The organism is Aeromonas sp. MaB10011B (assembly GCF_017939325.1).
GTDB classification, from domain to species: domain Bacteria; phylum Pseudomonadota; class Gammaproteobacteria; order Enterobacterales; family Aeromonadaceae; genus Aeromonas; species Aeromonas caviae.
This window is the reverse complement of the sequence record NZ_JAGKRK010000002.1, coordinates 68,032-80,221: the sequence shown is the minus strand read 5'-3', so window position 1 is coordinate 80,221 and position 12,190 is coordinate 68,032. Positions and strand designations below refer to the sequence as shown.

The 12,190-nt window shown below is 59.5% G+C and carries 10 protein-coding genes; 7 read left to right on the top strand and 3 right to left on the bottom strand.

The window, feature by feature from the left end; all coding sequences use genetic code 11:
* Nucleotides 1-27 precede the first annotated feature (27 nt).
* Genes mglA through J9893_RS01130 form a run of 3 tightly spaced genes read left to right on the top strand, consistent with a single transcriptional unit; the run spans nucleotide 28 to nucleotide 4,365 of the window.
* The gene (gene mglA, locus J9893_RS01140) at nucleotides 28-1,548 is read left to right on the top strand and encodes a galactose/methyl galactoside ABC transporter ATP-binding protein MglA (RefSeq protein WP_210600512.1); all 1,521 of its coding nucleotides are present in this window, start codon (nucleotides 28-30) and stop codon (nucleotides 1,546-1,548) included.
* A gap of 15 nt (nucleotides 1,549-1,563) precedes the next feature.
* Nucleotides 1,564-2,574 (top strand): galactose/methyl galactoside ABC transporter permease MglC, encoded by a 1,011-nt coding sequence (gene mglC / locus J9893_RS01135; protein WP_010676014.1) that lies wholly within the window; start codon nucleotides 1,564-1,566, stop codon nucleotides 2,572-2,574.
* 57 nt (nucleotides 2,575-2,631) lie between these two features.
* Complete coding sequence (locus J9893_RS01130) at nucleotides 2,632-4,365, top strand: methyl-accepting chemotaxis protein (protein WP_039039635.1); 1,734 nt, start codon at nucleotides 2,632-2,634, stop codon at nucleotides 4,363-4,365.
* Between the two features lie 742 nt (nucleotides 4,366-5,107).
* Here J9893_RS01130 and J9893_RS01125 read toward each other — a convergent pair.
* A complete protein-coding gene (locus J9893_RS01125) occupies nucleotides 5,108-5,284 on the bottom strand; it encodes a hypothetical protein (RefSeq protein ID WP_010676012.1) in 177 nt (58 codons plus the stop codon).
* A 747-nt stretch (nucleotides 5,285-6,031) separates the two neighbouring features.
* Between J9893_RS01125 and arcA the strand changes: the two genes are divergently transcribed.
* The 4 genes from arcA (at nucleotide 6,032) to J9893_RS01105 (ending at nucleotide 10,852) form a co-directional block, all read left to right on the top strand.
* Complete coding sequence (gene arcA / locus J9893_RS01120; protein WP_010676011.1) at nucleotides 6,032-7,252, top strand: arginine deiminase; 1,221 nt, start codon at nucleotides 6,032-6,034, stop codon at nucleotides 7,250-7,252.
* A 62-nt stretch (nucleotides 7,253-7,314) separates the two neighbouring features.
* The gene (gene arcC / locus J9893_RS01115; protein WP_210600514.1) at nucleotides 7,315-8,241 is read left to right on the top strand and encodes a carbamate kinase; all 927 of its coding nucleotides are present in this window, start codon (nucleotides 7,315-7,317) and stop codon (nucleotides 8,239-8,241) included.
* A 78-nt stretch (nucleotides 8,242-8,319) separates the two neighbouring features.
* A complete protein-coding gene (argF, locus tag J9893_RS01110) occupies nucleotides 8,320-9,324 on the top strand; it encodes an ornithine carbamoyltransferase (RefSeq protein WP_041211943.1) in 1,005 nt (334 codons plus the stop codon).
* Nucleotides 9,325-9,445: 121 nt separating this feature from the next.
* Nucleotides 9,446-10,852, top strand: coding sequence for a YfcC family protein (locus J9893_RS01105; RefSeq protein ID WP_053288030.1), 1,407 nt, complete (start codon nucleotides 9,446-9,448; stop codon nucleotides 10,850-10,852).
* 154 nt (nucleotides 10,853-11,006) lie between these two features.
* Here the strand turns inward: J9893_RS01105 and J9893_RS01100 are convergent, their stop codons facing one another.
* Both J9893_RS01100 and pyrI read right to left on the bottom strand, forming a co-directional pair.
* Nucleotides 11,007-11,498: an ArgR family transcriptional regulator gene (locus tag J9893_RS01100; protein WP_039039633.1), complete on the bottom strand. Its 492-nt coding sequence runs from the start codon at nucleotides 11,496-11,498 to the stop codon at nucleotides 11,007-11,009.
* A 218-nt stretch (nucleotides 11,499-11,716) separates the two neighbouring features.
* On the bottom strand, nucleotides 11,717-12,181 hold the full coding sequence (gene pyrI / locus J9893_RS01095; RefSeq protein WP_010676006.1) for an aspartate carbamoyltransferase regulatory subunit: 465 nt from the start codon (nucleotides 12,179-12,181) through the stop codon (nucleotides 11,717-11,719).
* Nucleotides 12,182-12,190: the final 9 nt, after the last annotated feature.

The following is a 12,190-nucleotide window of genomic DNA, read 5'->3' as shown; positions in this document are numbered from 1 at the left end:
CCCTTGCCCTCTTTTCAACCAGATGTGATGGCTGATATGACAACACGGCAACAATCAGAATGGCTGTTGGAGATGATTGACGTCAGTAAGAGCTTTCCTGGCGTCAAGGCACTCGATAATGTCAATTTACGGGTCCGTCCTCATTCTGTGCATGCGTTGATGGGCGAGAATGGCGCAGGGAAGTCCACGCTGCTCAAGTGCCTGTTCGGCATCTACGAGAAGGATCAGGGCAAGATCTTCTTCAAGGGACAGGAGATCAACTTCACCTCGTCCAAAGAGGCGCTGGAGAATGGCGTTTCCATGGTGCATCAGGAGTTGAACCTGGTACTGCAACGCACCGTGATGGACAACATGTGGCTCGGCCGCTATCCCACCAAGGGACTGTTTGTCGACCACGGCAAGATGTATCAGGACACCAAGCATATCTTCGAGGAGCTGGACATCGACATCGACCCCAGGGTCAAGGTCGGCACCCTGTCGGTTTCCCAGATGCAGATGATCGAGATTGCCAAGGCATTCTCCTATGACGCCAAGATCGTCATCATGGACGAACCCACCTCCTCCCTGACCGAGAAAGAGGTCAACCACCTCTTCAAGATCATCAACAAGCTCAAGGAGAAGGGGTGCGGCATCGTCTACATCTCCCACAAGATGGAAGAGATCTTCCAGCTCTGTGACGAGATCACCATATTGCGGGATGGCCAGTGGGTGGCGACCCAGCCCCTCAAGGGCATGACCATGGATCAGATCATCGGCATGATGGTCGGCCGCGAGCTCACCCAGCGCTTCCCGGAAAAAACCAACCAGCCCAAAGAGGTGATCCTCGAGGTCGAGCACCTGACGGCCAAGAACCAGCCTTCCATCAAGGACGTGACCTTCAACCTGCACAAGGGGGAGATCCTCGGCATCGCCGGTCTGGTGGGGGCCAAGCGCACCGACATCGTGGAGACCCTGTTCGGCATCCGCGATCGCAGCGAAGGGACCATCAAGCTGCACGGCAAAGAGGTGGCGAACCACAACGCCCACGAGGCGATCCAGAATGGCTTCGCCCTGGTGACCGAGGAGCGCCGCTCCACCGGGATCTATTCACGCCTCGACATCGCCTTCAACTCCCTGATCGCCAACATGGACAACTACAAGGGATCCATGGGGCTGCTCAGCGACAACAAGATGAAGAGCGATACCCAGTGGGTCATCGACTCCATGCGGGTCAAGACACCGACCCAGCAGACCCAGATCGGCTCCCTCTCCGGTGGCAACCAGCAGAAGGTGATCATCGGTCGCTGGCTGCTGACCCAGCCCGAGATCCTGATGCTGGATGAACCGACCCGGGGTATCGACGTCGGCGCCAAGTTCGAGATCTACCAGCTCATCCTGGAGCTGGCGAAGAAGGACAGGGGCATCGTCATCATCTCCTCCGAAATGCCGGAACTGCTCGGCATCACGGACCGCATCATGGTCATGAGCAATGGCCGGGTCGCGGGGATCGTCAACACCAAAGAAACTGACCAGAGCGAGATCCTGCGCCTGGCATCTCTGTACCTATAAAGACAGGAAGACATTATGGAGTCGGCTAAAAATTTCAATCTGATGCAGGCGCTCAAAGAGAACGGCATCTATGTGGTGTTGCTGGTGTTGCTCATGATCATCGTGATCAAGGAGCCCTCCTTCCTCAGCCTCACCAACCTCAGCAACATCCTGACCCAGTCCTCGGTACGGGTCATCATCGCCCTCGGGGTGGCGGGCATCATCATCACCCAGGGTACTGACCTGTCGGCCGGTCGTCAGGTCGGCCTGGCGGCGCTGATCGCGGCCACCATGCTGCAGGCCCTGACCAACGTCAACAAGGTCTTCCCCACCCTGGGGGAGGTGCCCATTCCGGCGGTGATCCTGCTGGTGTGCGTGGTGGGGGCCCTGATTGGTCTGGTCAACGGCCTGATTGTCGCCTACCTGAACGTGACGCCCTTCATCACCACCCTGGGCACCATGATCATCGTCTACGGCATCAACTCCCTCTATTTCGACTCCGTGGGGGCTTCTCCGGTAGCCGGGTTTGATCCTCGCTTCTCCAACTTTGCGCAGGGCTTCATCCGGATTGGCGGGTTCAAGCTCTCGTACCTGACCTTCTATGCGGCCATCGCCAGCGTCTTCGTCTGGGTGCTGTGGAACAAGACCCGCTTTGGCAAGAACATCTTCGCCATCGGTGGCAACCCGGAAGCGGCCAAGGTGTCCGGCGTCAACGTCGCCGTCAACCTGGTGGTCATCTATGCCCTGGCCGGTGTCTTCTACGCCTTCGGCGGCATGCTGGAAGCGGGGCGGATCGGCAGTGCCACCAACAACCTCGGCTTCATGTACGAGCTGGATGCCATCGCGGCCTGCGTGGTGGGGGGCGTTTCGTTTGCCGGCGGTGTGGGAACTGTCGCGGGTGTGATCACCGGCGTACTTATCTTCACGCTGATCAACTATGGTTTGACCTACATCGGTGTCAGCCCTTACTGGCAGTTCATCATCAAGGGCGGCATCATCATCCTGGCGGTAGCCCTGGACTCCATGAAGTACGCCAAGAAGAAGTAAGCATTGGCAGGGAGGGCCGGGTCATCCCGGCCCTTTCTCTTTGGAGGGACCCATACCATGGCATTCAAAGTCAAAATCAACGTACTGTTGCTGCTCGCCATTCTGGTCACCATCGGTACCGCCTGGTTCAGCGTCAATCACTTCATCAGCGGCTACATCCGCACCCAGGCTACCCAGAACATCAACGAGCAGATCACCCTGGTCAGGGAGAAGCTGGCGGGTGACATCAACCAGAAGGTGCTGCTGGCCGCCAACCTCAACCTCGGGGTGACCAGCGTCAAGAAGGCGCTGCAGGAAACCGGCTTTCACAACATCGTCAAGCTCATTGGCGACATGGCATTCGACGCGAACGGGGTCATCGACGACAAGGCCAGGGTTGACGCCCTGCGCAAGCTGATCCCCGCCGCCAACAACCAGATCACCGTCAGCCCGCTGGAGCAGCTGGACGGCAAACCCGTCATCTCCATCCTGGTGCCGCGCGGTGCCGACTCCGCCTACCTCTACTACCTCGACATGAGCGAGTTCAAGACGCTGCTGACCAAGGTAAGCGGGGAAGGGCGTTACTTCTCCCTCACCGACAGTCAGGGACAGGTGCTCTACAGCAGCAAGCCCCAGGGAGAGAGCGAGAGCCGCCCCAACAAGCTGGATATTCGCGGCAGCGAGTGGACCCTGACCGGTTATGTGGATCTCGACTATATCCGGGCCATGACCCAGGCGCTCAACGGCAAGATCACCCTGGCCCTGCTCGGAGTGGCGGCGCTGGTACTGGCCCTCTCCATGGTGGCCCTCAATCTGGCCTATAGACCCATCCTCTCCCTGCGCGACCTGGTGCAGGAGCTCTCCCAGGGCAATGGGGATCTGACCCGCCGGCTCACGGTGACCAGCAAGGATGATCTCGGCCAGATCTCGGCGGGCATCAACCGTTTCATCGAGCAGTTGCAGGGCATGATGGGGGAGGTGAGACAAGCGAGCGGCCAGCTCAATGAAGGGATATCGGCATTGGCGAGGCAGACGGGGTCGGCCCAGGGCCTGCTGGCGGAGCATGTGCGGGAGACCGAACAGGTGGTCACCGCCATCAACGAGATGAGCCGTACTGCCGTCTCGGTATCGGAGAGCGCGGCCAATACTGCCCAGCTGACCGGCCAGAGCCAGCAACTGGCCAACCAGTCGCGTCAGGTGGTGGATCAGGCCATGGCCAGCGTCACTGCGCTGGTGACGGAGGTGGAGGCCACGGCACACTCCATCGAAGCCATGCAGCAGGATGTGCAGCAGATAGGCTCGATTCTCGGGGTCATCGGTGGCATCGCAGAGCAGACCAACTTGCTGGCCCTCAACGCCGCCATCGAGGCGGCCCGGGCTGGTGAGCAGGGGCGGGGGTTTGCGGTGGTGGCGGACGAAGTGCGCTCTCTGGCGGGACGCACCCAGAAGAGCACTGCCGAGATCCAGACCATGCTGACCCGGCTGCAACGGGGTACCCAGACCGTGGTGGCCGCCATGGGCAACACCCGGCAGAGCTGCCAGGATGCGGCGGAAAACACCAGCAAGGTGAATGCGTCGCTGGATCTGATGGCGGGAGAAGTGGTGGAGATCAACGATCTCATCAGCCATATCGCCACGGCCGCGGAGGAGCAGAGTGCCGTCGCCGAGGAGATAAATCGCAACATGAGTGCCATCGCCGAGGTGATCACCCAGCTCAAGGGGAATGGCGAGCGCACCGTGGACAGCTCAAACGCCATGCAGCGCACCTATGACAGGCTGCGGGAGATAGTGGGGCACTTCCGGCTGGAATAGCGCCGGCTGGGCGAGTCCCGGGTACCCTGGCCAGCAATATCGTGGCCGGGGTGACCCATCAGCGGGCTGACGTGAAAAAGGCCCAAAAAAGATGGGGGCGACTTGCGTCGCCCCCGATAGTCTTATCGCTCATATCCTTGAACGAAGTTGCTCCCTGCAATCCCTGACTATACCTCTTCCTTTAGGTTTCCCCTTCCCAATCCTTTGGGGTGTCCTTTAGCCATCATGGCCTGACGAGTCATCCGTTCCCGTCGCACTTTCTCCGTCCTGGGAGGTGTCCTTTACCACATCCTGTGGTGAGTCCATTTGCCCAACCCTGGCAGCCAGTCTTCCTGACCGACTTCATTGCGTCCGTGCAGGAGTAACTATAAGGATTTCGCGCAGGGCGACAATGACATGCTGAAAAACGTTTTATTCAAACTGGTTTCCCGCGAAAGGATAATGAAGTTATCTTTTTTAAAATCATGGTTTTAATGATCTCTCATGCTGTTTTTTCACGCGCATCTTCCGACTATGGCGAGAATTTTGTTGGCACTTTGCTTACGCAGTCGATGGCGAATGTCTCACAAGGTGTTTAACTGCGGTTCAGAATCCGGGGAGACCGGTCAGTGTCGATCGCAGATGAGGGTGGAGGAGGGCAACGGGCATGATGCAGGTGGCGTGGTCCGGATCCCATTCAGGAGATAAAGGAGGGAAAGCGGGGGTGACCCAAGAGGAGATCGCCTCCCCTTGGGCGAGAGGGTCAGGGGTGCTGGCTGCCACCGTACCATTGGCATAGGTAGGCGGGTACCAGCATCTGGGGTGCCTGGTCAACGTGACAGACCACCAGCGGCATGGCGGGGGCTCCCTGGGCATGCACCAGGGCCGGTGTCATGGGCAGGACCAGGGCGACGAGCAGAAACAGCGACGGGATCTTCATGGTTATCTCCTTGGTGACGGGAACGAATGTGACAAGCATCACTTTTTGAGTTAAGGCGAACCCGAAATCGGCGCAAGGTGACTGAAAAAATTCAACTAATGAAAAAACTTTGAATCCCGGTTGCACTCCGGTCGGTGAAAAAGTCGCCATCAGGATGCGTGCAAAATGCATATCCATATAAAAGAGATAGTGCACACGACTTGGCAATGAGGCTCGCCATCTGGCCCGGGCAGGCCGCCATGACCTGGGACAAGAGATGGATTATTCAGCGATAAAGGGGCAGGTGATTATTTATGTGGGAGCAAACGGGATGATAAGCGAGGATAAATTCAAAGTTGGGTGAGCTTTATTCAAAAAACGAGCATTTTGATTTTAATGTAATGATTTATTTGGTGTTTTTTATTTGTGGCTATCCATTTGTGGATATCGTGGATGAATGGAATTGCGTTCTTTGTGGAATATATTGGGGCTTTATTGCGTATTTATGCCGGATGGAGGGTGAGGGGAAATGTCAGATATGTAAACTCCATCATAAATTAACTTCTGAATTTATGCAGTCTCGAGTGAATGTGATCAATGTCCAAGTTTGGTGGAGTTGCCAGACCTAATCTCTGCGTCGAAAGGCAAGGGCAGGATAGAACACAAGCCGAGTACCCTACATAAAGAATATCCCGCCTTAGCCACGAGCCTGAATAGAAGGAATCTATTCAATCACTCGCAGGGACCACTGCTAGACGGAATATCATCATGAGCAAATTTTATGTAGGTTCTGAAGTTGGCCAGTTGCGCCGTGTCATGTTGCACCGCCCCAACCTCAGTCTGAAGCGTCTGACCCCTTCCAACTGCCAGGATCTGCTGTTTGACGACGTCCTGTCCGTGGAACGTGCCGGTCAGGAGCACGACAAATTCGCTCAGGTACTGCGCGATCAGAATGTCGAAGTCTTCCTCCTGACCAATCTGCTGGCGGAAACCCTGGACGTGCCGGAAGCCAAAGCCTGGCTGCTGCAACACCAGGTCTCCGACTATCGCCTCGGCACTGCCCTGGCCAACGACGTGCGCTGCTTCCTGGCGGACATGCCTCACCGCGAGCTGGCCCGCATCCTCTCCGGCGGCCTCACCTACTCCGAGATGCCCTACAGCGGCGTCAACATGGTGGTCGGCATGCATGCCCCGACCGATTTCATCATCGAACCGCTGCCCAACCACCTCTTCACCCGCGATACCTCCTGCTGGGTCTATGGCGGCGTCTCCATCAACCCCATGGCCAAGGCCGCCCGTCGTCGCGAGACCAACCACGTGAAGGCCATCTACCGCTGGCACCCGCAGTTTGCCGGTCAGGAGTTCATCAAGTACTTCGGTGACGAGGAGCGCGACTACGACAACTCCACCATCGAAGGGGGCGACGTCCTGGTCATCGGCCGTGGCGCCGTGCTCATCGGCATGTCCGAGCGCACCACGCCGCAAGGGGTGGAGCATCTGGCCCGCAGCCTGTTCAAGCACGGTCAGGCCAAGCAGGTCATCGCCATGGAGCTGCCGAAACACCGCAGCTGCATGCACCTCGACACCGTCATGACCCACATGGATGTCGACACCTTCTCCGTCTATCCGGAAGTCATCCGCAAGGATGTGAACTGCTGGAGCCTGACCCCGGGCGGTGCCACCGGGATGAACATCAAGGAAGAGGGTTACTTCGTGACCGCCATCGAGAAGGCGCTGGGGGTGGATCAGCTCAGGCTCATCACCACCGGCGGCGACAGCTTCGAGGCCGAGCGGGAGCAGTGGAACGACGCCAACAACGTGCTGACCGTGCGCCCCGGCGTTGTGGTGGGTTACGAGCGCAACACCTACACCAACGAGAAGTACGACAAGGCCGGCATCACTGTGCTGCCCATCCCGGGTGAAGAGCTGGGACGTGGTCGCGGCGGCGCCCGCTGCATGAGCTGCCCGATGGAACGTGACGGCATTTGACAAGACGGCGTGGCGCCGGCAGAGGCTGGCGCCACACACACCCGAATTCGAGAGTAACACCCATGAAAAAACCAACTGTCGTCGTCGCCCTGGGGGGCAATGCTCTGCTCCGCCGCGGTGAACCTCTGGAAGCCGACATCCAGCGCAAGAACATCGCCACTGCCGCCAAGACCATCGCCCTGATCGCTCAGGAGTACAACGTGGTGCTGGTGCACGGCAACGGCCCGCAAGTCGGCCTGCTGGCCCTGCAGAACAGCGCCTACACCAAGGTCTCCCCCTATCCCCTGGATGTGCTGGGTGCCGAGTCCCAGGGCATGATCGGCTACATGCTGATCCAGGAGTTGAAGAACCTGATGCCGAGCCGCAACGTCACCGCCCTGCTGACCCAGGTGCAGGTCGATCCCGAGGATCCGGCGTTTGCCAACCCGACCAAGTTCATCGGCCCCGTCTACGAAGAGGCGGAAGCCCACACCCTGGCTGCCGAGAAGCACTGGGTGGTCAAGGCAGACGGCAAGTTCTTCCGCCGCGTGGTGCCGTCCCCGCTGCCCCAGCGCATCGTCGAAGGCGACGCCATCGAAACCCTGATCGCCCAGGGTCACCTCATCATCTGTACCGGTGGTGGTGGCATCCCGGTGACCTGGGATGGCCAGAGCCTGACCGGCATCGAAGCCGTCATCGACAAGGACATGTCAGCCGCCTACCTGGCCAAGCAGATCAAGGCCGACGCCCTGCTGATCCTGACCGATGCCGATGCCGTCTATCTGGATTGGGGTAAACCGACCCAGCGTCCGCTGCGGGTCACCAGCCCGGACGAGCTGGCCGGCGTCAAGTTCGATGCCGGCTCCATGGGGCCCAAGGTCGAAGCCTCCTGCGAATTCGTCAAGGCGACCGGCGGCATGGTCGGCATCGGCTCCCTGGAAGATGGCCTCGCCATCCTCAAGGGGGAAGCCGGCACCAACATCGTCGCCACCAATACCGTCAATGCCTGAGCCAAGGCTCTGGTCTGAACAACTGCGTAGTCAATAACACTGCCAAATTGGTCTGAACAAATATAGAGAGAACTCATCATGGCTTTTAATCTGCGTAACCGTAACTTCCTGAAACTGCTGGACTTCACCCCGCGCGAAATCCAATACATGATCGATCTGGCCATCGACCTGAAAAAAGCCAAATACGGTGGCTATGAGCGCAAACACCTGACCGGCAAAAACATTGCCCTGATTTTCGAGAAGACCTCCACCCGCACCCGTTGTGCGTTTGAAGTGGCGGCCTTCGACCAGGGCGCGCAAGTCTCCTACCTCGGCCCGAGCGGTTCCCAAATCGGTCACAAGGAGTCCATGAAGGACACCGCCCGGGTGCTGGGCCGCATGTATGACGGCATCGAATACCGCGGCTACGGCCAGGAGATCGTCGAAGAGCTGGGGGCCCACGCCGGTGTGCCGGTCTGGAACGGCCTGACCAACGAATTCCACCCGACCCAGATCCTGGCGGACTTCATGACCATGCTGGAGCACGGCAAGGGCAAACGTCTGGATCAGATCAAGTTCGCCTACCTGGGTGATGCCCGCAACAACATGGGCAACTCCCTGATGGTGGGCGCCGCCAAGATGGGCATGGACATCCGTCTGGTGGCGCCGAAAGCCTTCTGGCCGGAAGAGGAGCTGGTTGCCACCTGCCGCCTCATCGCCGAAGAGACCGGTGCGCGCATCCACCTGACCGAAGACGTGAAAGAGGGTGTGCTGGGTGCCGACTTCCTCTACACCGACGTCTGGGTCTCCATGGGTGAAGCGAAGGAAGCTTGGGATCAACGGGTGAAGCTGATGACCCCGTATCAGGTCAACATGGACGTCATCAACGCGACCAAGAACCCGGATGTGAAGTTCATGCACTGCCTGCCGGCGTTCCACAACGACGAGACCACCATGGGCAAGGAAGTGGCCGACAAATATGGCATGAAGGGCCTGGAAGTGACCGAGGACGTGTTCGAATCCGAGCACAGCATCGTGTTCGACGAGGCGGAAAACCGGATGCACACCATCAAGGCAGTGATGGTGGCTACGCTGGGCGACTGACGTCGTCAGTGGTGCCGGGGGGTGACCCCCGGCTTTTCAACCATGTGACAGCGGCATAATACCTCCAACCCTACGACCCGCAGCCTGCATGGATACCACACCCACAGAAGGAAGCTGGACCATGACCAAATTCAAGTTCCCGTCAGCCTACACGATACTGTTTGTGCTGATCGCCCTGGTGGCCGCCCTGAGCTGGATAGTGCCGGCCGGCAAATACGAGATGACCATGAACGAGGCCCTCGGCAAGGAAGTGCCGGTGGCCGGTACCTACAAACTGGTGGATGCCAATCCCCAGGGGATCGTCGACGTGCTGCTGGCACCTATCGACGGTCTCTACAACCACGACACCTACGAGGCTGGCGCCATCGACGTCTCCCTCTTCATCTTGATCATCGGTGGCTTCCTTGGCATCGTGACCAAGACAGGTGCCATCGATGCTGGTATCGAGCGCGTCACCGATCGCCTGCGTGGCCGTGAAGAGTGGATGATCCCCATCCTGATGGCGCTGTTCGCCGCAGGGGGTACCATCTACGGCATGGCGGAAGAGTCCCTGCCGTTCTACACCCTGCTGGTGCCGGTGATGATGGCCGCCCGCTTCGACCCTGTCGTGGCTGCCGCGACCGTGCTGCTGGGAGCCGGTATCGGTACCCTGGGCTCCACCATCAACCCGTTCGCCACCGTGATCGCCGCCAACGCGGCCGGCATCTCCTTCACCGACGGCATCTGGTTGCGGGTCGCCATGCTGGTGGCCGGCTGGCTGATCTGCGTGGCCTATGTGATGCGTTACGCCAAGATGGTGCGAAGCGATCCCAGCAAGTCCCTGGTGGCTGACAAGTGGGAAGAGAACCGTGCCCAGTTCCTTGGCAACAAGAGCGACCAGATGCTGGAGTTCACCACCACCCGCAAGATCGTGCTGGGTATCTTCGTCGCCGCCTTTGCCGTGATGATCTACGGGGTGGCCGTGCTGGGCTGGTGGATGGCGCAGATCTCCGGTGTGTTCCTGGCTGCCGCCATCATCGTCGGCGTCATCTCCCGCATGAGCGAGGAGGAGCTGACCTCCAACTTTATCGATGGTGCCCGCGATCTGCTCGGCGTGGCCCTCATCATCGGTATCGCCCGCGGTATCGTGGTGGTGATGGATAACGGCATGATCACCCACACCATTTTGCACAGTGCAGAGGGGATCGTGACCGGCCTCTCCACCATCGTCTTCATCAACGTGATGTTCGTGCTGGAAGTGGTGCTCTCCTTCCTGGTGCCGTCCTCCTCCGGTCTGGCGGTGCTGACTATGCCGATCATGGCGCCGCTCGCCGACTTCGCCAACGTGGGCCGCGAGCTGGTGGTCACCGCCTATCAGTCCGCTTCCGGCCTGGTGAACCTGGTGACCCCGACCTCCGCCGTGGTCATGGGGGGACTGGCCATCGCCAAGGTGCCCTATGTGCGCTGGCTGAAGTGGGTGGCCCCGCTGCTCGGCATGCTGACTGTGCTGATCGTGCTCTGCCTGAGCCTGGGTGCCGTGCTGGCATGAATGCCGACAGACATAGGGACAACAACGGGAGCCTGGGGCTCCCGTTTTTGATGGCTGGCAAGGCGGGGCGCCCGGGCTCTCCCGTGGTCTGGCTCCTTGCCGCGCGGGCAACAAAAAGGCGACCCCAGGGTCGCCTTCTGGCATCCAGCAGGGGTCAGCGGGCGTTTTCCAGGGTGCGCACCACGGCGGCGTGAGCCTGGCGGGTTCGGCTGATGTGGCGCGGGGCGATCAGTACCACGTCGTTGCCGGCCACGGCCCCCAGGATCTCGGGATTGGCGTTTCGATCCAGCAGGCGAGCCACCACGGTAGCGGCCCCCGGGGTGGTATGCACCAGCACCATCTGCTGGTTGTGGACCACGGCGCGCACCATGTCGTGGATGGAGCGGGTGCTGCCGGCGGGCTCCAGCTGCTCGTCCACCAGGGTGTAGACCTTCTTGCCGTTGGCGTTCTGGGCCTTGGCGACCCCGAGACGGCGCAGCAGGCGGGAGATGGTGGACTGGCTGATGTCCGCAAAACCGCGGGCGGAGAGCTCGCGGCGGATCTCCTCCTGGGTGCTGTAACAGTGCTGGCCGATGATCTGGCGGCAGGCGTCTAGCTGGGCCAGGTCGGACTCTGGTTCTGCTGGGCGGCTGAGGGTGTTGACCATGGCGACTTCCTTTGGCGATGAGCGATGGCGGTCTCGCCCAGTCTGTCGTTCCGGCTTTTCATAGCGAAAAACACTAATGAGGAGCACTCAAGCAGGGGATGAGCGAGGTATATCCATTACGGGATGGCAAATTATAACCAAAGGGGGAATAAGTGATGTGACAGGGTTCAAAAATGGGCCCGACGGGGCCCACATGGATATCCTTTGTCGGCAGGAAATCAGTAGCGTTCGCTGACGATGTCCTGGGTGAAGGACTTCTCGCAGTATTTGCACTTCATCCGCACCGCCCCTTTCACCTCGCGCACCCGGAAGTAGCTCTCCACCGGTTCGTTGTGGGAGATGCAGTTGGAGTTGGGGCAGTGGAAGACCCCTTCGATGAACTCCGGCAGCGCCAGCTGGTGCTTCTTCACCACCACGAAGTCTTCGATGATGTTGACGGTCGCCTTGGGGGCGAACAGGGCAAGCTGGTTGGCCTGCTGCTCGGTCAGACGGGTGTTCTCGATCTTGATGAGATCCTTCTTGCCGAGGGCGCCGGATTTGAGGTTGAAGCCGACGGTGATCCGCTCCTGGGTCTCGATCAGCTGGAACAGCTTGAGGATCTTGATGCCCTGGCCGGCGGGGACGTGGTCGATGACGGAGCCGTGACGGATGGCTTCGACTTGCAGTTGGTTCTTCTCGGACATGATGTTCCC